Genomic DNA, 22043 nt, shown 5'->3' with positions numbered 1-22043 from the left:
TTTTTTTTTTTTTGGGGTGGTGGGTCTTTGTCTTGTTGTTGTTTTTGGGGGGGGGGGGCGGCCCCCCCCCCCCCCCGCCTCTGCGAATGGGGTCCGAGGGGAGGGAGGGTCAGGACCACTCCATTCGCGTTCTGTCAGGATCTCCGTCGAACTCGCTGAAAGCGGTGATGCCTGGGAGGTATTTGAACAGGCCTTCGATCCGGAACTGGTGGGCTCGGAAGGTGGCGCGCAATTGGCGAAGCGTGATGCTGCCAATGGAGGTTTCGGACAGGCCGAGGGCGTGCAGGATGGCGTATCCATTTTGCGAGCTGACCTCGAGCGCCGGCACGCTGTCCTGATCTTCAGAAACGCTTGCATGGATCGTCGAGGATCCTTGCGTTAGCCGAAATTCGATTTGCCGCTTGTTCCATTGGGCTTCGTCGGCGATCGCGATGAAAGCAGCGTCTTGACCGGTTGGCGCGCAAAGTGCGGCAAGCGGTATGGCGCTGGCGATGACGGTAACGCAGATCGCGTCGCCAGGTTCGTAGTAGGTAGGGTGACCGTAATGCCAGGTCATGAGGGACTGACGTTGGCGTTTTTCGGCCGTTGTCAGCAGCTCGATGATGGCGCGGAAGGTGTCGAGGCTCATTGCGGCGGACGGCACTGGCATGGGGGTTGCGCTGTCTGCGATGCGGAAAGTGATGCTCATCTTTTGGCTCCTGCGATGGTCGCTGGAGGCCCGCCCTCTTTCCTCTCTTGCTGCGTCCTCAGGGAAGGACTTCGAATCCGGCTGCGTGCTGAAACTCCGGTCGACAGGCAGCGCCGTGCAGATATTGCCGATGATGGTCTGTACCGATCCATCTGCGGCCGAGCTGTTGAGCAGCAGCTGCTGTAGAGCCTGATCCGAGGAATGGATCGAAGACCAGGTCGTTCGGACGGGTCGTCATCTCGATGACGAACTTCGGGATAGCGACAGGCATAGGACATGGGTGGGCTGTCAGGCCTGCCGCGGCGAGGTTTTTTCGCCATGTTTCAGCGCCGCTCGATCCGCCGGCACGGATTAGCGCGGAAGGGAAGGTGGTTTTCTGGCCGGCAAAGCTGCCCGGTCCGAAGATCAGCCCGGAGGCGCGGGCTTCCTTGCCTCGACGGGCTTGTTCCGGTTGGCTGGGTCGATCGTCCCTGCAGGCGCCTGCGTTCATGTAGGGAAATGGAGTTTTGGACAGCAGGTAGATGGGGTCGACGGTAGGTCTTGGTGTCATTCCGCGCACCGCTCCCCACTGAAGGTTGGGCAGGCGGGATGGGTTTTCCCAGAAGAGATCCGGCATGCGGAAAAGCCCGAGGTCGTCTTGCGCCGAGAGGATGAATCTTTCCCGGTAGTTAGAGATGGCGGGCATGCCCTGGTAGTGGGTGGCGCCGAGGTGCAACGCGATTATTCCGTCGTCTTGGACGACGGGGAGCCAGCTGGCGAGCATTTCAAGCATCCATGGAATCCATTCGGCGGGGCGCATGGTTCCGTAGGATTTCATGTTTTCCGAAGTCAGCGGGAATAGCGGGGAGGTGAAGATGGCTTGCACCGTTCCATGTTCAATGATGGTCGAGGCGGACTGTGCGACTGCGGCGATCGCCTTTCCGAGGCTGGTTCGAAAAATCGTTACGCAGATTCCGTGTTTTATCCGTCCGAGCGCTTCGTTTCCCGGATCGGTGAGTGTCCATTTCCCGCGTTGCTCAGAGGTAAGCCATCCCAGTCTGCGGGCATCTTGCATCGCCCAACGCACTGTCCGGTGCCAGAGGTTCGAGGGCCTACCGTTGAAGCTTTTTGTCGCGCTGCGAATGTTGTCTGGGATGCCCAGGAGATCTGCAACGGCTTCGGCTGCTTTGGCTGGGTTTTGAACGCCGGCACTGGCGATGCTTGAAAGCAGTGGGATGAGGATCTGGGTTCGCGTCGGGGTATAGCCCGGCCAACTATTCGCTTCTTCAGCTTTTTGGAGCAGGCCTGCTGCGAGGCGCTTTTCTTTTTGCCTTTGCGAGGCCTGGTTGCCCGGGCTGCTATTTTGCAGGCGGCTCATTGGTCCTGGTCCGCCGGATCGCCGGGGCTGGATGTTGGGTTGGCTATGATCTCTACGCTGCTTTGATCGAGGCGTTGCGCGCGCATCATCCACGTTTGTGGCGTGATGGCGCGCGCCCAATCAACGAAGCTTGGGATACGACCTCCCATGTCTTCCATGACGTGTTGCTCGCCGATTAGGCGTACGGGTACTTCCTTTCCGTCGCTGTTGGTGATCGTCACACCGAAGATGCGTTCGAGCATGAAGATGCCTTCTGTGTGGTGACGGAGCGCCCGGTGCCGGAAGTCGGCGACGTGGGATTTCGACTCGTCGAACCAGTTGTGCAGCGGAACATAATCCTCCGGGCGTCCGCCGAATTTGCGGACTGAGGAGAGGGCGTGGTGGTAGCAATGTCCCATGATTCCCTCGCCTTTAGAGATCGGTGACGCTGGTGTCGTATTCGATCACCCGAGCGTTTTGGGTCATTTGGATGGTTTGGGTTTCGGTGGCGAATTCGATCGTTCCGTGAGCCCCCTCGCCGTTTTCCCAGCCACCGTGGATTGTGAAAATGAAGTCGAAGGTCAGCCGGGTGATGAAATCACCCAGATCGATGTTGGGGGACGGCTTACCGAGGTCATCGCTGTAGTTGAGCTTTGCGTCAGGCGCCTCAGCTTCGTCTCCGCCCTTCAGATACTGGATTTCGTCAATATTTCCTTCGTCTCCGCCTCCGTCGTAGTTGACGATGACAAGGCTGATGTCCGCTGCCTGCAGGCAGTTGAAGAGTTTCTCTTTGTTGGAGAGGAATTCTTTCGCTGCGCGTTCAGGATCCGTTGTGTCGAAGTTCGCGATGCCGCGCTGTTGTTCTTCGGTGAGTTGAAACATGTTTTCGCTCCTGAGGTCCCGCTCGGTTATCGAGTGGGGGTCACAGGCGAATGCCCCCTCCCCTTTGTATGGGATGGGTGCAGCTTTTCTGTTATATGAGAATGCATAACACGTTGAGATTTAACATAAATTCGATTATCGGATCTTTGGGAAGTCCGGAATTTGGGGGAGTTGCGATGGGTTTCGGTGTTTTGGGGTTTGCGCTTTTGATGGTTGGGGCACCTGTTGTGGGAACCATTGCAGATTTGAGCGATGCAAAGTGGATTTGTCATCCGATTGATGGAACTGCCCGCGTGCTGAAAAGTCCGAACCCCAATGATCTCCACGAAGATTGGAAGGGAGAAAGCAGATTTGGCACGGGCATGGGATTTATTCCACAGGGCGCCGAGAAGGACGTGTATGATCTTCAGTATTTTTCGGGTTTTGTCTTGTCCGGGCGCGGCTCGGTTTTGACCGAGCGCGCATTTATTCTTTCAAAAGAGTGGAATTGTGAGCGGCTGGAGCAGAAGTGAGAGGCTTGGCCGCCCTTCCCTGTTCACCAGGCCGAGCTTTCCGAATCTTGGGGTTCTCGGATGGGATGCTGTTGTCAGATGTGTCCAAGTGCTCGCAAGCTGGCGTGTCCGGACGTTGCCAGAATGATGTGATCGATGAGTTTCACATCAAGGACATTTCCAACATCACGAATTTTTCGGGTGAGTTGGATGTCGGAGTGGCTGGGTGTCGGGTCGCCTGAAGGGTGGTTGTGGGCGAGCATGATGTGGGAAGCATTCACTTCCAGGGCTCGGGTGATCACCGTCCTCGGGTGAATGTTGACGCAGGTGACGGACCCGCTGGTCATCTTCTCGTCATGAATGAGACGAAGGTGCGCGTCCAGAAAGAGGACGCGAAATTCCTCGACCTGTTGGTAGGCCATCTGGGCGTGCAGGTAGTCGACAACGGTCGAGAGCGTGGACAACCGCGGGCGATCGGCGGGAGTGCGCCGCAGCGCCAGAGAAACGGCTGAACCGACCATGCGCAAAAGCTGTATTTCCTTGTCGGATGCACCGAAGCTGCGGAGTTTCGGTTCCGGCCAGGATATAGCGGCGCCGATGCTGCCGGCATGGGGGCGGTACATAGAACGGACCCAGATATACGCTAAGGTTTCGCCGGGCCTTCGACGGCGTGCATCTGGCGAAGCGGCCTGAGGGCCGGCGATGGTGCATCGGGGTCGGTCCAAAGATAATCGCCGGTGAGGTTGATGTGCTGCCATCCGAGCGGCGAAAGGTGTTGCAGCAGGTCCGGCGGGATCGACCGGCCTAGACTGGCAAGATGCATGCGGGCGGCTTGCATGTAGGTCGTATTCCAGAGGACGATAGCACCGGCGACGAGGTTGAGTGCGCTCGCTCGATGGGTCTGGGCTTGCAATGCGTGATCGCGGATACGGCCGATCCGGTGGAAAAAGATGGCGCGTTTCAGCGCATTTTCGGCCTCACCCTTGTTGAGTTCGCGGGTCGCGCGACGCCGCTGTTCGGGTTGTTCGATCCAATCGAGCGTGAACAGGGTGCGCTCGACGCGGCCGATCTCGCGCAGTGCCAAGGCCAGGCCATTGGCGCGGGGATAGGAGCCAAGCCGTTCCAGCATGATTGACGCACTCACGACGCCGGTGCGGATCGAGGTGCCCAAGCGCAGCACGTCGTCCCAATGGGCAGCGATCAGGCTCTCATCGACCTTGCCCGCGAGGAGCGGCGCAATATCGGGGCCGGGTTCGATGCCGTCAAACAGGTAAAGCCGGCGCGCGGAGATATTCGGTATGCGCGGCGCAAACCGGAATCCGAGTAGATGGCATAGCGCAAATACATGGTCGGAAATGCCCCCACCATCGACGTGATGCTCCTCGATGTGCAGATCAGCACCGTGATGGAGCAGCCCGTCCAGCACCTGCGCCGCCTCGCTCGCGGATGCGGAGATGACGGTGGAATGAAACGGCGCGTAGCGATCCGAGACATGGCTGTAGAAGGAGACGGCAGGCTCCGCGCCCTTGTGCGGATTGACCGCACCGGTCGCCTGGGCACGGCGATCGAGCGGGAAGTTCTGACCATCCGAACTGGACGATGTCCCGGCCCCAAACAGGGCGGCGAGTGGCGCGGTGTGCTGGGCATCGACCAACCTGGCGAGAGCCCGACCGTAGGTTTCCTCGCGTAAATGCCACGAGGCGAGCCAGCTGAGTTGGCGTTGGGTCACGAGATTGCAGGCTTCAGCCATGCGCGTATGACCAAGATTGGTTGCATCGGCGAGCACCGCCGTGAGGATAGCGCGGGGTTCATCGGCAACCCGACCGCTTTGCAGATGCGTAAAGCACTGGCTGAATCCGGTCCATCGATCGACTTCAGCAAGGAGATCGGTGATGCGGATCGCGGGAAGATGGGCGTAAAGCGGCGCAAGGGCGCTATCCGCTTCAGCCGGCGTGACCGCCTTCAACGGCGAAATCCGCAGCTTGCCGAGGCTGAGTTGTACATCTTCCAGCGTATCCGTCTCCGCTTTTCGCTCGACCTCTGCCAATCTACGGGCGAGCCGGGTACGCCGTTCGGCTAGCCAGGCATCGGCCGTATCAGGTGCCGGAATCGGCAAAGGGCCGGCTGCCCGCATGGTGGCGAATACCGGGCCAGGAATAAGCTGTTGCTCGACGGCACGATAGCGTCTGCTTCCCTCGACCCACATGTCGCCGGCACGAAGCCTGTCCCGAAGCTCGACCAGGACGCAAAATTCATAAACTCTGCGATCGGGAATGCCGGGGCCGATCGCGCGACGCCAGGCCTGCCGAATGAAGGCAACCGGCGTATCCGGCGGCAGTTTTTTCAGGCGACCGAGATGAAGGTCGCGCATGATAGCGACTGCTCGCGCGAGCGTATGGCAGGCCGGGACCGCTCCGAACGTGAACGAGGCGATGAACAAGGGACCGACCTGTCGGAGGACGGGGTAGTTGGTAGCGGCGATCGTAACGGGATCGACGGCATCGGGGCGGATCAGCTTGCGGGCTTCATCGACTTCACGGCCGAGATCGTCCCATCCAACTACGGCCTCGACCGCGGCGCCGATGTCGCCGCCCGACACTTTGGCAGTGAGCAGGGCATCGCCGAGCCGGGCGAGTAGCCGGATTTTACCATTGATGGTGCGCCGGTCGCGCTTGAGCGCTGTGTCTGCACCGTTCTGCTCGCGCCGAAACATCTGACCCAGCAGGCGGTCGAACATCAGCACCGCATCGTCGGTAAGCGTGACGATGGTTTCGAGTACGGTTGCCGCCAGCGTCGCACGGCGCCGCGTTGCTTGCAGCGTCCGGACATGTTGCGCCGTCAGCCGAGCCCCTTCCTGACAGAGGCGTCGCAGGCGTTCGGGATGTATGCCTGCCGCGATATCGGGATCGATCCCGATATCGCGCAGCAGAGCTAGCCGCCGGATGATGACGGCGAACGTCTTGCGACCGGGCTTGCCGGGCGGCTGCCGCACCCATCCGAGGCCGCTGAGGTTCGTGCCGGCGTGAGGCAGAAGAAGGGCGTCAAGCAGACGGCGTTGCCCAGTCTCCAGCCCTCGGGTCAGATGCTCGGCGACGTGGCGCTCGGCGTCGAGCAACGCCTGCGCAACCATCCGTTCGACCGAACTGATGCCAGGTACGATGATGCGCCGTCGTCGGCACTCGCCTAGTAGCGACCGTGCCAGCCCAGCCCCGCTGGTCGTCGTCAGCCCAATCGGCAGCAGCCATTCCTGCAACGCCGCTCGCAATGGCCGGCTGAACTGTGTGAACCCAAAGCCCTCGCGCAGCGCATCGAGCTGTTCGTACCGGGTCGGGCCGCGCGTCGCATAATCGGCCAGCACCTCGGGCGCGATCTGCAATTGCTCGGCGACGAACGCGAGCGGCGTATCGGGGATCAATTCGCCCGGGCGCAGCAAACGGCCGGGATAGCGCAGCGCGCATAGCTGGATCGCGAAACCCAGACGATTATGCGGTCGCCTGCGGCGCACGATGATAGCCAGGTCATCCTCACTCAACGTCCAGTGCTGAACGAGCGTGGTTTCATCATCGGGAAGTGCGAGCAACGCCATGCGTTGCTCGTCCGACAGCACGGCGCGACGAGGCATCGGGTTAGGCTCTAGCGGGCGGCGCCCAACCGATCCGGGCAAGAGTGCCAATCAAGGTCGAACGCGGCACCTTGAAGGTGCGACAAACGGATGCCTTGCTTGCTCCGCCATCAAGCGCGGCAGTAATCCGTTCAAGGGTCTCAGTGTCGATCATGGGAGGCCGTCCACCCTGGCGCCCTCGACGCTTTGCAGCCGCCAGTCCCGCCATCACCCGCTCGCGCGTCAGCGCGCGCTCATATTGCGCCAGCGCGCCGAACAGCGAAAATAGCAGTTCGCCGTGCGGCGTGTTCGTATCCATCTGCTCAGTCAGCGAACGGAACGCGATGCCACGCGCCTTTAGGTCAGAGACGATCGCCAGCAAATGCGGCAACGATCGCCCAAGCCGATCGAGTTTCCACACGATCAGCGTATCACCCGCACTCAAATAATCGAGGCAGTCCTTCAGGCCCGGTCGATCGTCGCGTGCTCCCGATGCCTTATCAGTATGCAAATTACGCGGATCGACACCCGCCGCGACCAGAGCGTCGCGCTGAAGATCGACAGTTTGGCGATCATCGGCCGATGACACTCGCATATATCCGACCAGCATGTACGACAAACCCTCAAAACCACTTTGTCGTACACTACGTCAAAGCGACAGGGTTTGTCGACTATTCAGGCGCAGGATTGCCGACCAAAGCCGAGGGATCACCCAAGGGTGTCCGAAAACATGTGTTTCTCGGCAGGTTACAGCGTCCCATTTTTCCGTCGATCCGACACCATTTCGGGAAAAGGCAATCGGGAACAGGATTTGGGAAAGCCCGTCCCGTGGCCGTGGTTCGGCGTTACGGGGACCATCGTTCTCAATCGACCTTCCTAGTCGGGACGGCAGGTGCCGACCAAACCCGGTCGGTCAGATCAGCCACCGCGAACGTCGGCTCCTGACAAAACTTGCCAGTATGACACTCCGAACCGGACCGTCCGGAAGGCGCCATCAATGCGGCCATTTCAAGTTTCCCCAATCGACCCTGAAAGCTGCCCGTAGGTGACGCGAACGCGGATAGCTGCGCTACGCTTCGATAATAACTTCGGGGACGATTTGCGCCTTGACCTCAGCATATAGCTCCGCTCCTGGAGCGGCCCTAATGCTGGCGATCAGGCTGTATCGCACCGCTTCACCGACATGTCCCTGGGCGACGTTCTCGCGCCACCAGCCCCCGGTCGGATAGACGATGATCGCATCGCGGGCGGCGAGTTCGGTCGCCATGCCTTCCCAGATATCGGCATGAAGCGAGCCGCGGCTGCGCAGCTGGGGACCGACGGTCCAGCCGGTGTCCGGCGCGGTGCGCGCCGGCGGCCGTGCTCCGGCTTCCGAGGTGCGTCGACGCAAGAACACGTCGAGCTGTTCGTCGGCATGTTTGAGGTCGAAGCGAAGGCCGTGGCTGGCATAGACATGGCGGCGCGACAGGCCCCGCTCACCAGGATTGGGTTCGATGAAATAGCTGAGTGTGATCCGCAGTTGGACCTGCGCTTCGCCGAGCGCCAGCAGCGTCTCGCGCGGCCAAGGCAGAGCATGGACGGCGAGTTCGTCAGTGACCGCCTTGCCGCTCTTCATCTTGAATGGGACGAGCATCTCCTCGGCGACGATCGTCACGTCGTGGTCGAGGCTGCCCAGCGCTCTTGCTAGTGAAGGGACGCCGAACCCATAACGGCGTAGCAGGGCGGGTTTGCCGATCGCGCCTTGGTTCGCACGCATCGCCGGAGTCCATTCAGCTGAATGGACGATGAGGCCGCGCACGGTCTCCGGCCACAGTGCTGGCTTCTCCGCCAGGATCTGCGCGCCCATCCGGGCCGCGAGCGCCGTCGCCGCGCTCGTGTCCCCGGTCGTCGTGAACGGGCGCTCGGCGGTAATGCGATAGGTGGTGAGCAGGGCAAGATCATCGACATGATCGCCGTTCCCGGTGGCAGGGTCATGACCGATATTGCCGCCTTCGAAGACAACGTCCGGCTTCAAAGGCCATTCGCGGTGCCAGCTCACCGAGGTACGGCTGCGCGGCATGATGTCGCCGGCAAGGCCGAGCGCACTCCATCCGGCAAAGGCGGGATCTGTGATGACGGTGCGCTCGGTGAAGGCGCCGACGGTCAGCACATTCCAGGCTTGGGCCGGGTTTTCGATCGGCATGGTGTCGTTGCGGGTGGGATAGTCCGCTGCGACGATCTGGCCTCCAATATTGCCTGCGGCGACAGCCATGAAACGCTGGACCTCGTCGCGCCCGAAGGTCATGGCGTCGAGCTTGGCCGACCAGGAGGAGGGGCGTCCGCGCCAATGATCGCCAAAGCTCGTAATGGCGAGGCAGATGGCACGCGGGCGGTTGGGAGCGACGATCTCGGCCCGCGCGATCGATTGGGCGGTGATGGCGCCGTAGAGATCAGGATCGTTAGCACCGTGGTCGGGCAGGATCTTGACCGATTCCAGGCGGTGGCGAACCTCCACCGGGCCATTGCCATCGAGCACCTCCATGAGGTCGCCGTAGAGCGCCGTCCCGGACATCTGCGTGCCGTGCCCGCCATGGACTTGATTGCTAGAATCCTCGACACTCCATCCGGCGTCGAAGGCCTGCTGGTCCGCAGCGTTGAGATAAGGAGCGATGAGGGCGTGGCCCATGGTCGTCCCGGAATCGAGTAGGCAGACCGCCGGGGCGTCGTCGGCGCAAGGGACGAGCCGTCCGGCGAGATCGGCGCTCCAGGCCCGTTGTTCCGCGCCATGCATGCCCATGAAGAAGGACGGCGTATCGCGTGCGAGGCGGATTTCGGCGACGCTGTCGGTGTGGGCGACAACGCGCCCGAGCTGCTCGGGCGTGCTGCGCGCGATCACGACCTCGCGTTCGGCGAACTCCAGACTGTGCTCGCGCACGCCAAGCTCCAGAGCCAGCGCCGCGGTGTCGAAGGCGGGCCGCGTTCCTTTGCGGAGCCAGATTTCCCACCATGCCGCCTGGCCCGGAGCGGGGAAAAGATCGGGCTGGTCGGTGTAGAATGACCGCGCGACCGCGAGGCGGGCCGTTTCGATCGATGCGACGAGCAGCTGGTTCTTTGGCTTGCGAACCTCCTCGACCGTGCCGTCTTCGCGGATCTTCTCTTTGACGCTGTCCTCATCGCGGTAGGCAGCGACCTTCTTGAGATAATAGTCCTTCTGCTTCTCGGGGACGAAGACGGTCGCGAAGACCTGGCCGGCGTCGGCGGCGCGGACATTGACCAGCTCAATCGGAAACTTGCCGCGCCGGTTCTCCAGCTTGTCGACGATGTCGGCCTGGGCTTCAGGCAGCGTAAATTCGATGTAGAAACCCTTGGTGCCGGCAGCGACATTGGCTTCGCGATTGGCGAGGATCGTCTCGCCCTGCTGCACGACCTGGGTCAGGGCCTGGGTCAAGGCATTGGCGTGATCGGCCCGGTTGCGCTGCGGCGGACCGCCACCGCCATCTCCGCCGCCCTGATGGGCGGTGTAGCCCTGGCGTGCACCGTTGGACCGGAGATAGATATGCGGGTGCGGCCGCGCGTCCTCGTCTGCCATCGTTACCGACGCGCCGCCGCCTTGCGCTCCGCGATGGCGGCCAGAAGATCATCGGTCTCGACGCTTTCGCGTCCGCCTAGCAGCGTGCGCTTGGCTGCCTCGTCGGCGATCCTGGAGAGATCGGCTTGGCTCAAGCCCTCGATCTCCTTTGTCGCCCGGTCCCATTCGAGCGATCCGGTGTCGAAGGTGGACAAGCGCCCCTCGAGGATGGCGCGGGCCACATCGGCGCTCGGCAGGGCATATTCGATCACGTCGTCGAACCGGCGGAACAGGGCCGGGTCGAGCAGCTCGGGATGGTTCGTCGCGGCGACAATGAGACCTTCACTGTCGTCCTCCTCTAGAAATTGGAGGAAGGAGTTGAGCACGCGGCGGATCTCGCCAACATCGTTGCGCTCGCTGCGCCGCGCGCCGATCGCATCGAACTCGTCGAAGAAATAGACGCCGCGCGTCTCGACCATGGCCGAGAAGACTGCGCGCAGCTTCGAGGCGGTCTCGCCCATGAACTTGGTCAGGAGACCGTCGAGCAGCACCGAGAAGAGCGGGAGCTTAAGCTCGCCGGCCATGGCGGCTGCGGTCATGGTCTTGCCCGCGCCCGGAGGACCAATCAGCAGCAGCTTGCGGCGCGGCTGCAGGCCATGCTGACGCAGCCGAAAGGCCTGGCGCTGTTCGAGGATCACGCGCTCGAGACGATCGCGAAGATGGTCGGGCAGGACCATGCTCGAGATCCGGGTGTCGACATATTTGGCCGCGACCAGATTGGCGAGCTCGCCGCGCGGCTGAACCATCGGCACCGCGCGGCCTTTGATCTTTTTGCGCGCGCGCGCCTCGTCGACCATGTCGCGCAACTGCTGCGCGACCTTGCCGTGGCCCAGGCGCGCCTCATTAGCGGCCGCCTGCATGGCGACCGTCATGAAATGCTCATCGTCCCCGTCGAAATGACTTTGGAGCAAGGCGACGATATGCGTGGCCTTAGTCATTGTTCCGAACTCGAATCGCTCTGGTACACCATGTTTTCCACTCGCGCTGTCTGTTGCGGCAACGCTCGGAAGACGCGCTTTAGCTCGACTGCCCCCAAGTCGTATCGCGATCTATCCTCTTTCCGGCGCTATGACAACGCGTTCAACAACGAGAGACGATCGGCCAGCCTTGCCGCGCCGGCTGGTAGCCGGAACCATGGGGCGACCGACTGCAGGCACAAGCGCGGCCTCGATGCGCCAAGGGGCAGCTAGCGCAGGCGCCGGTTGCGCTGCAGATGTTCGGGAAAGTCGGGCGATGGGCCGAGGATGACGAAGCGGTCCATGCCGGTCGGCAACGGCTCGGGATTGTCGGCCTTCCAGGCGAGATAGTCTTCCTCGCAGTCGAAGTCGGGAACCTGCTCGGCAAAGTCGCTGAGCCGCCTACAGCTGATGCAATAATAGGCTTGCGAGGCCTCCTGGAAATGCATGCCGCATAGCGAGCCGCAGAAGGGACAGCATTCGTCGAGCTCGAGGTCCGACCATTCCCACACGCCCAGATGCTCGGGGAGCGCGTCGCGGTCATGAGCGACAATCTCGAAGGCATCGGCATTGCGGGCGACGAAGCCGTTGCTGCCAGCCCATTTAAGGTCTTCCAGAATCTCCGCGGGCTCGAGCCGAAACCACTCTCCGGCGGTGCGCCGCGCGCTATATTTCCGGTGCAGCTGCGCTTCGAGTGCGCTCTCTGCATTTGTATTGATCCAGCCGACCAAAACGAGAGTTTCAGGATTTCCGGTCTGTAATATGTCTCGGCGCCGGCAAATATCCTTGGCACGCCCTATCTTAAGGCGTGGCTCACCCGTGCTGATCTGGTGAATGAAATAGACCGGCATGACAGAGATCCCTACCACGAATCCTCAAACAGACGATCCTTTGATCGACTGCATTCAGAAATTCTTGTCCAAAAGCCACTAGTCCGCTGCCAGCCCTATTGCAGCCCCTGTGCGTGGCCAGTCCAGCGAGCATTGAGCGTCGCCTTTTGGCAAAAAGTTGCCGTTGAACACGTCGTGACAGAACGACGGCAATGTCCCAGCGCCCGTGCCCGGCACGCCCCGGGCACGGGCGCCAGCAGGTTCAGATCTCGGTGTTCTCGGCAAGTGCGAGTGCGTCTTCCACGTCGATTCCAAGATAACGCACCGTGTTCTCGATCTTGCTATGGCCGAGAAGAATCTGGACAGCCCGCAGATTGCCGGTCGCTCTGTAGATGATCGATGCCTTCGTTCGGCGAAGTGAGTGCGTACCATACTCGCTCCGCATCAGGCCGACGCCTGTCACCCATTCGTCGACAAGCCGAGCGTACTGCCGTGTGCTCAGGTGCCCATTGTGATCGACCCGGCTCGGGAACACATAATCGTCCACTGTGCCGCCCCGGCGTTCGAGCCACGCCAGCAAGCTGGCCCGAGCATCTGGCAGCAGTTCGAATTGAACGGGCCGTCCTGTTTTCTGCTGCATGACGATTGCCCGCGTTCGGATCTGGCCACCGCTGACAAGGTCGCCGATCTTCATCTGCACGAGGTCGCAGCCCCGAAGCTTGCTGTCGATCGCCAGATCGAACAGCGCCCGATCTCGCAGGCGGCGGCGCTGATTGAGGTAGAAACGGATCTCCCAAATCTGCTTCGGTTTCAAAGCCCGCTTTGCACCCACGGTCCTTCCGGCATTCCAGACCGGGCGCTTGGTGGCGGTAAGTTCTGTTTCAGGCATCTCCATGATCGTTCTCCTATGGCCAAATTGGCCATCTGCAGAACGCTTGCCGACGAGGATGCGCAGGACTTGCTGTGGGGCTCGTGTCGACCAAGATGCGTCGTTCGCCGGTCGCGCTTTCAACGACAGCTTCTACCAAAACCTGCCGCTCGGTCGCCGTGAAACCGTCTGGCAGCAATGGGCCCTAAATTCGGACGTTCGGCCTTGTAGCCGACGATCCCGAAAGCCGCCATTCGTTTCGCCAGCGCTCAACTGGTTCAGACCCGACATTGCGCTCACGGCCCAACAGGCGTGGCCACCATTATTTTCGGAGTGCAGCAATCAGGGCGTCCCGAGCCATGGCCACGCGCGGGTGTCGCAGCGATGAGCGTGCCCAGACGAGGTAGTAAGCGTTGCGCGGCACCGTGACCGGGGCAGGTATCTCGATCAGCGTGCAGGCAGCGCGTTCGCTGCGGGTGAGATAGCCGGGCATCACCGTCCAGCCGAGACCCGCGCACAATCCCGACCGTAGCACCCTCAGATCGGGCGCGGTCAACGCGGGCTGGCTCGTCAGCTCGATCTGGTTTGCATGGAGCCAGGTACGCAGCAGCGGTCGGTCGAGGTCGTAGGCGAGGTGGGCCGTCCGGTTGAGCCCGTCGGCAAGCGGCAATTCGGCAATCCGCATGGCCACGGCGGGCGAGGCTACGGCGCGCAGGTGCTCTTCGCCCAGCGCATGAAAGGCCAACCGCGGATCTTCGGGCTGCGAGGCGGTGACGGCTAGGTGCACCTTGTCTTCGAGCAGCAAGGCATAGAGCGCCTCGCGCCCGCCGATATGCAGGCGCAGGTCTAGCCCCGCATCCAGCAGCGGCGCCAGTCGGGGCGCGATCATCTCTCCCAGTAGGTCCGACGGCGCGGCGATGTGGACCGTGCCCGAGATGCGCGACGATCGGGCCCGCGCGCTGGCCAGTGCCGATTCCGCCGTGTCGAGGCTGCTTCCGATCGAAGCCGCGAGATCGTCGGCAATCGCTGTTGGTCGAACACCCCGCGAATGGCGATCGAACAAGGGACGGCCCAATTGCGCCTCGAGCGATGCGATGTGCTGCGACGCAGCCGGTTGGGTGATGCCGATTGCCCGGGCCGCCTCGCTCAGTGAACGACGGCGGTAGACTTCGACGAAGGTGCGCAACTGCAGGAGGGACATTCCGGTTCCATAACCGGATTTATGGCCGTCCGCCATTCCCGCTGGATTTCATGATGCCGTTCCCTGCGTATCTAAGCCGCCGAAAGGAACGATCGAAGCAAAATCGCCGCCAATTGCTCCAAGCCCTCACCGCTCTCCTGGTGGCGGGCGCGGCGCCGGCGGGTGCGTTTGCTCGTGTTCCCGACATCACTAGAAAAGGACAACTGACGATGACCCGCATTCTCATGGTGGCCACCTCCGCCGACCGCATGACTCCCGGCACCGAACCGACGGGCGTCTGGCTCGAGGAACTTACCACCCCGTACTACGCGTTCCGCGATGCGGGCGCCGAGGTTACGCTGGCCTCGATCAAGGGTGGCGCCATCCCCGTCGACCAGCGTAGCGTCAACGCCGACGGCGAGAACGACGCTTCGGTCGAGCGCTATCTGAAGGACGAGGCCCTGAAGGCCGAGGTTGCCAGCACCCTTGTATTCACAAGCATCGATCCCGCCGGCTACGACGCGCTGTTCCTGCCGGGCGGCCACGGCACCATGTTCGATTACCCCGTCAGTGACGAACTGGCCCGCCTGGTCGAACGCTTCGACCGCGAAGGCAAGATCGTCGCCGCCGTCTGCCATGGACCGGCAGGGCTGGTCTCGGCGACGAAGGCCGATGGCACGCCCTTCGTCGCCGGCCGCCGTGTCGCGGGCTTCACGGACAGCGAGGAACGCGCGGTCGGTCTCGATCAGGCGGTGCCGTTCCTCCTCGAAACGCGTCTCAAGGAACTCGGCGGCAAGCACGAGGGCGGCCCCGATTTTGCCCCCTTCGCCCTGCGCGACGGCAATCTGGTGACCGGCCAGAACCCCGCCAGCGCTACCCTCACCGCAGAGCTCGTGATGGAAGCCCTCAAGGACAAGGTCGCCTGATCATGCGCTATCTCCACACCATGCTGCGCGTCGCCGATCCCGAGGCGGCGATCCGTTTCTTCACGCTGCTGGGTCTCAAGGAGACCCGGCGCATGGAGAACCAGGCCGGGCGTTACACGCTGATCTACCTTGCCGCCGATGAGGATTTCCGCGGCGACGGCGAGCAAGGCGATGCCGAGGTCGAGCTGACGTACAACTGGCCGCCCGAGGACGGCAGCCCTGCCGAGACTTATACCGGGGGCCGCAACTTCGGCCACCTCGCCTACGGGGTCGACGACATCTACGAGACGTGCGCGCGGCTGCAGGCGGGCGGCGTGACGATCAATCGCCCCCCGCGTGACGGATACATGGCGTTCGTCCGCTCGCCGGACGGGATCTCGATCGAACTGCTGCAGAAGGGCGAACACAAGGCTCCGGCCGAACCCTGGGCCTCCATGCCCAACACGGGCGAATGGTGATGGCGCATCTGTTCGAACCGATTGAGGTTGGCGGGCTGCGGCTCGCCAACCGCATCGTCATCGCGCCGATGTGCCAGTATTCGGCCGAGGACGGCGCGATGACCGATTGGCACCGGATGCATCTCGGCCAGTTGGCGCTGTCGGGCGCGGGCGCGCTGACGATAGAGGCGACCGCTGTCAGCCCGGAAGGGCGCATCACCTACGGCGACGTCGGCCTGTACGATGACCGCACCGAAGCGGCGATGCGAAGCGTGCTCGAAAGCGTGCGTCGCTGGTCGGACATGCCGCTGATCATCCAGCTGGCCCATGCTGGCCGCAAGGCGAGCTGCGCCAAGCCGTGGCACGGCGGAGCGCAGATCGCCCCCGATGCGGAGAACGGTTGGCAGACCATGGCGCCGAGCGCTGTTCCCTTCGCTCCGGACGACCATCCCCCTGTCGAACTGGACAAGTCAGGGCTTGCCCTCATCCGGGAGGCGTTCGCGGATGCCGCCCGGCGCGCCGGCAGGCTCGGCATCGAAGCCGTCCAGATCCACGCCGCGCATGGCTATCTGCTCCACGAGTTTCTTTCGCTGATCTCCAACCGGCGCGGCGACGAATACGGCGGCAGTCTCGACAACCGGATGCGGTTCCCGCTCGAAGTGTTCGATGTCGTGCGCGAATCGTTTCCGGCCGACCGCCCGGTGACCGTTCGCGTTTCCGGGACTGACTGGGTTGAAGGCGGCTGGACCGCGGAAGAAACCGCAAGGTTTGCGCAGGAACTGGAGCGGCGCGGTTGCGCGGCGATCCACGTCTCCGGCGGCGGGCTCGACCCGCGCCAGCAGATCCCGGTCGGCCCCGGCTATCAGGTACCGCTGGCCCGCACGGTCAAGGACGCGGTCGCTATGCCTGTAATCGCTGTCGGCTTGATCACCGATCCGCACCAGGCGGAGCGCATCCTAGAAGACGGGCATGCCGACGCCATAGCGATTGCCCGCGCTGCGCTGTGGGATCCGCGTTGGGCCTGGCACGCCGCCGCCGCGCTTGGTGCATCGGTCAAGGCGCCCCCGCAATATTTCCGGTCCGAGCCTCACGAAGTGGGCCGCATTCTCAAGGAAATGACGCCATGAAAATCTCCGTCAAACTGCTTCTGGCCGCTGGCGCTGCCCTCTCGCTTGCCGCCTGCGCGACGACCCGGGAGGGTGCATCCGCGCCCCGGATCGAACAGGTCGCGACCTTCGATGGCGCGATGCCGACTGGCGTGACCGTCGCCCCCAACGGGCGCATCTTCGTCAACTTCCCGCAATGGGGCGACAACGCGCCGTTCACGGTTGCCGAGCTGGTCGACGGCAAGGCGGTGCCTTATCCCGACGCCGCGACCAACCGGCCCGATCCGGCCGACCCGGCGGGGCATTTCATCTCGGTGCAGAGCGTGGTGGCAGACGGCGCCGATCGCCTGTGGGTGCTCGACACGGCGGCGCCCAAATTCTCTCAACCACGGGCCGGCGGTGCAAAGCTGGTGGCGATCGATCTTGCGACCAACCGGGTGGTGAAGACGATCGTCCTGCCGCCCAGCGTGGTGCTGCCCACGACCTACCTCAACGATGTGCGCTTCGATCTGCGTCAGGGCGCCGAGGGCGTCGCCTACATCACCGACAGCAGCAACGACGGCGTCGGCGGCATCATCGTCGTCGATATCGCCAGCGGGCGTGCGATCCGGCGCCTGTCGAACCATGCGACGACCAACCCCGAGCCCGGCTTCACCCCGGTCGTCGACGGCGCGGTGCTCATGAACCGCCCGGCCGACGGCCCCGCGACGCCGGTCACGATCGCAAGCGACGCGATTGCGCTCAGCGCCGACGGCAGCCTGCTGTATTACGGGCCACTGTCGGGCCGCACGCTGCACGCGGTGCCCACGGCGATGCTGCGCGATCCCGCGGTGTCCGAGGAGGCGTTAGGCCGCGCGGTCCGCAGCCTGGGGCGCAAAGGCGCCTCGGACGGGATAGCCGAGGACGACAAGGACCGCGTGTTCGCCGGCGATTACGAGAACAACGCGATCCGCGTGCTCGACCAGGGCCGCTGGACGACGGTGGTCAGCGACCCGCGCATCAGCTGGCCCGACACGCTATCGATCGGCACCGACGGCTACCTCTACTTCACCGCCAACCAGCTCCACCGCCAGCCCGGCTTCCACGGCGGGCGGGACCTGCGCCGCAAGCCCTACGAGCTGCTCCGCATCAAGGTCGGCGCCGCTCCCGTCCTGTTGCGCTCGCGGTGAACCCATCAGGCCGGGCGGGCTCGCGCGGGGCCGCGATCCGGCGAAAAATCAACAACTGACTTGAAGGAATACAGAAATGACCAAGGGTATCGAAGGCAAGGTCGTTCTCATCACCGGCGGCAGCAGCGGCATCGGCGCGGAAACCGCGCGTCTTCTCGCGGAACGCGGCGCCAAGGTGGCGATCGCCGCGCGGCGCAAGGACAGGCTCGACGAGGTCGTCGCGGACATCGCCGCAACTGGCGGCACGGCACGTAGCTACGCGCTGGACGTGACCGATAAATCGGCGGTCCAGTCCGTCGTCGCCACAATCATTGCCGACTTCGGCCGCCTCGACGTACTGATCAACAACGCCGGGCTGATGCCGATCCGTCCGATGGCCGAGGTCAACACCGCCGAGTGGGACCAGATGATCGACGTAAATCTAAAGGGTACGCTTTACGGCATCGCTGCGGCCCTTCCCGGCTTTCTCGAGCAGGGCAGCGGTCACATCATCAACTTGAGCTCGGTTGCGGGCATCAAGGTCTTCGCACCGGGCGGCACGGTCTACTCCGGCACCAAGTTCGCCGTCAGCGCGATCAGCGAGGGCTTGCGCCACGAGGTGGGGGAAAAGGTCCGGGTCACGTCCATCGAGCCCGGAGCTGTCGAAAGCGATCTGAAGTTCACGACATCCGGCACGGCTGCCGAGACGGTACTGGACTTCTACAAGCAGGCCATCCCGGCGGCATCGGTGGCGCGTGCTATCGCGTTCGCTGTCGAACAACCTGATGACGTCGACGTCAACGCGATCGTCATCCGGCCGACCGCACAGGAGTTCTGATTTCGACGAGGAGGCGGGGCCGCGTGTGCTCCGCCTCATGGGGAACGTACCGGCCCGCTCGTCCGTTACTTTGCCGACTAATATCTGTTCGTTTCACTTGAGGAGTCATTTATGCCCAAACTTGCCCTGTATGTACCGCTGAAGGCCAAGCCCGGAAAAGAGCGCGATGTCGCCGATTTCCTGACCTCGGCATTGCCGCTCGTTCAAGCTGAGCCGGGCACTCAGACCTGGTACGCGATCGAGGAAGGTCCCGGTGCGTACGCGATCTTCGATACGTTCGACACAGAGGAGGATCGGCAGGCCCATCTCGACGGCAAGGTTGCCGCCGCACTCATGGACAAGGCAGACGAACTGTTTTCCGAACCGCCGCAGATTCACAAGTTCACCCTGCTGGCCGCGAAATAGCGGAGCGGTCGGCACCCTAGCGCGTCGCTCTCGCCCGCGGGGGGACCCGCGCGCGGCGGCGTGCGCTGAACAGCTTTCTCCGAACTGGTCAAGGAGACACGCCATGCACACCATCCAGACACTCGACCTGAACGACACGCGGACGATCATCGATGCGGGCATCGCGGAGGCCGAGCGGATCGGCAGCCCGTCGAACATCGCGGTGGTGGACGCGGGCGGCTGCCTCCTGGCGTTCGCGCGGATGGACGATGCGTGGCGCGGCAGCGTCGACATCGCGATAAGCAAGGCGTGGACGGCGCGCGCGTTCGACGTCGAGACCAAGGCGCTGGCGAAGCTCGCCCAGCCGGGCGCCGACTTCTACGGCATCCATGCCTCCAACGACGGCAAGGTGATGATCTTTGCCGGGGGCGTGCCGATCAAGGAGGGCGATACGGTTATCGGCGCGGTGGGCGTGTCGGGCGGCACCGGTAAGCAGGACCAGGGCGTGGCCGAGGCAGCGGCGCAGGCGTTCGCGCGCGGCTGAGCCTTGGAGCGCGGTGCCGGCTCAGTCGGCGGCGGCGCTCGGGCGCCGGGCGCCGGGCGTGCCTCCCGCGCGGCGCGGGTCGCCTCCATTTAGCGCGTTATTCGGCTGTTCTGGCCCAGTTATTCAGAAAACCGCAATAAATCGATCCCGGGACGGCCATACGGGTAGGAACCTCTCAGATGGCAGAAGGTTCAGGAAACTGAGATCACTTGGAAGGGTGCGATGTCGTCCGCCGTTGCGATGGACCGGATCACCAAGCTGTCGATTTGATGACGCGTTGAGAAGAGCTGCGAAAGGAAAAGATCCGTGAAAGCTGTCGTGTACAACGGGCCCAAAGATGTTTCTGTCAGCACCATCGATGATCCCAAGATCGAAAAGCAGACCGATGTTATCATCCGGCTGACCACGACCAATATCTGCGGGTCGGACCTTCACATGTATGAGGGCCGTACCAGCTTCGAGAAGGGCAGGGTCTTCGGTCACGAAAACCTTGGCGAGGTCATCGAGGTCGGCTCTGCGGTAGATCGTATCAAGAAGGGCGATCGCGTGTGCATGCCGTTCAATGTCGGTTGCGGTTTCTGCGAAAATTGCGAACGCGGTTTGACGGGTTTCTGCCTCACCACCAACCCTGGAACCGCCGGCGCAGCGTATGGCTTTGCCGAGATGGGTCCGTGGCAAGGTGGTCAGGCCGAGTTGATGCGCGTTCCTTATGCGGACTTCAATTGTCTGAAGCTGCCTGAGGACGCTGAGGAGAAGGAGGATGACTATGTCATGCTCTCCGACATTTTCCCGACGGGTTGGCATGGCGTCGAACTGTCAGGTTTCCTGCCTGGAGAAAGCATTGCGATCTACGGCGCCGGTCCGGTTGGTTTGATGGCCGCGCACTCAGCCGAAATCCGCGGTGCCTCTCAGATCTTCGTGGTCGATTCTCACGATGACCGCCTGAAACTGGCCGAGGCGATAGGCGCTATTCCGATCGACATGCGCAAGGGCGATCCCGCCCAGCAGATCCTTGACGCGACCGGCGGCCTCGGGACTGACCGGGGGGTCGAGGCGGTCGGGTATCAGTGTTGCGATCGCCACGGCAAGGAGCGTAGCAATTACACGATGAACTGCCTCGTCAAAAGCACGAAGGCCACTGGCGGAATCGGCGTCGTCGGCGTGTTCATTCCGGAAGACCCGAACGCGCCCGACGATCTTCAGAAGGAAGGCAAGATGGCGTTCGACTTCGGCAACTTCTGGTTCAAGGGCCAGAAGATCGGCACCGGCCAGTGCAATGTAAAGCACTACAACCGGCGATTGATGAAGCTTATCGAGCAAGGCCGGGCCAATCCTGCCCAAATCATCTCGCACCGACTGCCGCTTGATCAGGCACCAGACGCCTACAAGCATTTCGACGAGCGCGATGCTGGTTGGACGAAGGTCGTGCTCAAACCGGGCACCTGACCTTAGTCTTCGACGGAATAGGAAATAAATTATGACTTTAGAAGGCAAATCAGTTGCCATTCTGATCGCACCCCGCGGGACGGAAGAACCAGAATTCTCGAAGCCCAAGCAAGCTGTCGAGGACGCTGGTGGCAAAGTGACCGTGGTCAGTTTTGAACCGGGCAAGGCTCGCACAGTCAATAGCGATCTTGACGAGGGCGGCAGCTATACTATCGACAAGACGTTTTCCGAGGTCAAAGCCGACGATTTCGACGGACTTGTTGTGCCCGGGGGAACTGTCGGTGCCGACAAGCTGCGCGGCAGCGTCGAGGCAATTGCTTTCATCCGGGCTTTCTTCGATCAGAAAAAACCTGTTGCGGCTATATGCCATGCACCCTGGACATTGATCGAGGCGGGCGTGCTTGAGGGTCGCACCTTGACGTCCTACCCGACGCTGAAGGTCGATATCGAGAACGCCGGCGGTGCATGGACCAATGAGGAAGTCGTGGTCGACAACGGCCTTGTTACCAGCCGCGATCCCAATGATTTGCCCGCCTTCTGTGCCAAACTCGTTGAGGAAATCGCAGAAGGCGTGGGCGCAGCGCTCGCAGCAGGGAATTAAAACGGGGCGTTTCGACGAACCATGTGAGGGCCCTCTCCTTGGAGAAGGTCCGCACAAAGCAAGCGTGGCGGATGGCCAGCGATTGGCTGTCCGCCACGCCGCGTATCACACGAACACGGCGCACCTGACGGGCGCTCAAACCCTAAGCCGCGTCAACCGCGGTGACACATCGCC

At 62.6% G+C, this 22043-nt stretch carries 22 protein-coding genes; 10 read left to right on the top strand and 12 right to left on the bottom strand.

Annotated features, from left to right (window positions below; all coding sequences use genetic code 11):
- Window positions 1-109: 109 nt before the first annotated feature.
- The 4 genes from IM784_RS16030 to IM784_RS16015 are packed head-to-tail and all read right to left on the bottom strand — an operon-like array spanning window position 110 to window position 2906.
- Window positions 110-688: a hypothetical protein gene (locus tag IM784_RS16030; RefSeq protein ID WP_199556359.1), complete on the bottom strand. Its 579-nt coding sequence runs from the start codon at window positions 686-688 to the stop codon at window positions 110-112.
- A gap of 58 nt (window positions 689-746) precedes the next feature.
- A complete protein-coding gene (locus IM784_RS16025; protein ID WP_199556358.1) occupies window positions 747-2045 on the bottom strand; it encodes a site-specific DNA-methyltransferase in 1299 nt (432 codons plus the stop codon).
- Window positions 2042-2443, bottom strand: a complete 402-nt coding sequence (locus IM784_RS16020; protein ID WP_235977435.1) for a DUF6915 family protein — start codon at window positions 2441-2443, stop codon at window positions 2042-2044. The genes IM784_RS16025 and IM784_RS16020 overlap by 4 nt, the downstream gene beginning before the upstream one ends.
- Window positions 2444-2456: 13 nt before the next feature.
- A complete protein-coding gene (locus tag IM784_RS16015) occupies window positions 2457-2906 on the bottom strand; it encodes a DUF6878 family protein (protein ID WP_199556357.1) in 450 nt (149 codons plus the stop codon).
- A 176-nt stretch (window positions 2907-3082) separates the two neighbouring features.
- On the opposite strand from IM784_RS16015, the gene IM784_RS16010 reads away from it, so the two are divergent.
- Window positions 3083-3418: a hypothetical protein gene (locus IM784_RS16010; protein WP_199556356.1), complete on the top strand. Its 336-nt coding sequence runs from the start codon at window positions 3083-3085 to the stop codon at window positions 3416-3418.
- A 74-nt stretch (window positions 3419-3492) separates the two neighbouring features.
- On the opposite strand, the gene IM784_RS16005 is transcribed toward IM784_RS16010, so the two are convergent.
- The 8 genes from IM784_RS16005 to IM784_RS15970 all read right to left on the bottom strand — a co-directional run bounded on the left by IM784_RS16005 (window position 3493) and on the right by IM784_RS15970 (window position 14460).
- Window positions 3493-4020: a JAB domain-containing protein gene (locus IM784_RS16005; RefSeq protein ID WP_199556355.1), complete on the bottom strand. Its 528-nt coding sequence runs from the start codon at window positions 4018-4020 to the stop codon at window positions 3493-3495.
- 20 nt (window positions 4021-4040) lie between these two features.
- Entirely contained in the window at window positions 4041-7019 is a 2979-nt protein-coding gene (locus IM784_RS16000) for a Tn3 family transposase (RefSeq protein WP_199556354.1), read from the bottom strand.
- 4 nt (window positions 7020-7023) lie between these two features.
- Entirely contained in the window at window positions 7024-7608 is a 585-nt protein-coding gene (locus IM784_RS15995) for a recombinase family protein (RefSeq protein WP_199556353.1), read from the bottom strand.
- Between the two features lie 459 nt (window positions 7609-8067).
- Complete coding sequence (locus tag IM784_RS15990; RefSeq protein ID WP_199556352.1) at window positions 8068-10566, bottom strand: S8 family peptidase; 2499 nt, start codon at window positions 10564-10566, stop codon at window positions 8068-8070.
- A 2-nt stretch (window positions 10567-10568) separates the two neighbouring features.
- On the bottom strand, window positions 10569-11543 hold the full coding sequence (locus IM784_RS15985; RefSeq protein ID WP_065847562.1) for an AAA family ATPase: 975 nt from the start codon (window positions 11541-11543) through the stop codon (window positions 10569-10571).
- A gap of 248 nt (window positions 11544-11791) precedes the next feature.
- Window positions 11792-12412 carry a GIY-YIG nuclease family protein gene (locus IM784_RS15980; RefSeq protein WP_083199203.1) on the bottom strand — a complete coding sequence of 207 codons (621 nt, stop codon included), beginning with the start codon at window positions 12410-12412 and terminating at the stop codon, window positions 11792-11794.
- 241 nt (window positions 12413-12653) lie between these two features.
- Window positions 12654-13286: a tyrosine-type recombinase/integrase gene (locus IM784_RS15975; RefSeq protein ID WP_133084382.1), complete on the bottom strand. Its 633-nt coding sequence runs from the start codon at window positions 13284-13286 to the stop codon at window positions 12654-12656.
- 295 nt (window positions 13287-13581) lie between these two features.
- Window positions 13582-14460, bottom strand: a complete 879-nt coding sequence (locus tag IM784_RS15970; protein WP_062344839.1) for a LysR family transcriptional regulator — start codon at window positions 14458-14460, stop codon at window positions 13582-13584.
- A gap of 209 nt (window positions 14461-14669) precedes the next feature.
- On the opposite strand from IM784_RS15970, the gene IM784_RS15965 reads away from it, so the two are divergent.
- The 9 genes from IM784_RS15965 to IM784_RS15925 all read left to right on the top strand — a co-directional run bounded on the left by IM784_RS15965 (window position 14670) and on the right by IM784_RS15925 (window position 21869).
- Window positions 14670-15365: a type 1 glutamine amidotransferase domain-containing protein gene (locus tag IM784_RS15965; RefSeq protein ID WP_199556351.1), complete on the top strand. Its 696-nt coding sequence runs from the start codon at window positions 14670-14672 to the stop codon at window positions 15363-15365.
- Window positions 15366-15367: 2 nt separating this feature from the next.
- A complete protein-coding gene (locus IM784_RS15960) occupies window positions 15368-15823 on the top strand; it encodes a VOC family protein (RefSeq protein ID WP_022673533.1) in 456 nt (151 codons plus the stop codon).
- Window positions 15823-16929, top strand: a complete 1107-nt coding sequence (locus IM784_RS15955) for an NADH:flavin oxidoreductase/NADH oxidase (RefSeq protein ID WP_199556350.1) — start codon at window positions 15823-15825, stop codon at window positions 16927-16929. The genes IM784_RS15960 and IM784_RS15955 overlap by 1 nt, the downstream gene beginning before the upstream one ends.
- A complete protein-coding gene (locus tag IM784_RS15950) occupies window positions 16926-18077 on the top strand; it encodes an L-dopachrome tautomerase-related protein (protein ID WP_009823880.1) in 1152 nt (383 codons plus the stop codon). The genes IM784_RS15955 and IM784_RS15950 overlap by 4 nt, the downstream gene beginning before the upstream one ends.
- Window positions 18078-18153: 76 nt before the next feature.
- Window positions 18154-18894, top strand: a complete 741-nt coding sequence (locus tag IM784_RS15945; RefSeq protein WP_199556349.1) for an SDR family oxidoreductase — start codon at window positions 18154-18156, stop codon at window positions 18892-18894.
- Between the two features lie 111 nt (window positions 18895-19005).
- Complete coding sequence (locus tag IM784_RS15940) at window positions 19006-19299, top strand: putative quinol monooxygenase (protein WP_199556348.1); 294 nt, start codon at window positions 19006-19008, stop codon at window positions 19297-19299.
- 103 nt (window positions 19300-19402) lie between these two features.
- Window positions 19403-19822, top strand: coding sequence for a GlcG/HbpS family heme-binding protein (locus IM784_RS15935; protein ID WP_199556347.1), 420 nt, complete (start codon window positions 19403-19405; stop codon window positions 19820-19822).
- Between the two features lie 306 nt (window positions 19823-20128).
- On the top strand, window positions 20129-21268 hold the full coding sequence (locus tag IM784_RS17675; RefSeq protein ID WP_199556346.1) for a glutathione-independent formaldehyde dehydrogenase: 1140 nt from the start codon (window positions 20129-20131) through the stop codon (window positions 21266-21268).
- Between the two features lie 31 nt (window positions 21269-21299).
- The gene (locus tag IM784_RS15925; protein ID WP_199556345.1) at window positions 21300-21869 is read left to right on the top strand and encodes a type 1 glutamine amidotransferase domain-containing protein; all 570 of its coding nucleotides are present in this window, start codon (window positions 21300-21302) and stop codon (window positions 21867-21869) included.
- Window positions 21870-22043: the final 174 nt, after the last annotated feature.

The organism is Sandaracinobacteroides hominis (genome assembly GCF_016464365.1).
Lineage (GTDB): Bacteria > Pseudomonadota > Alphaproteobacteria > Sphingomonadales > Sphingomonadaceae > Sandaracinobacteroides > Sandaracinobacteroides hominis.
This window is presented reverse-complemented; position numbering and strand designations above follow the sequence as displayed.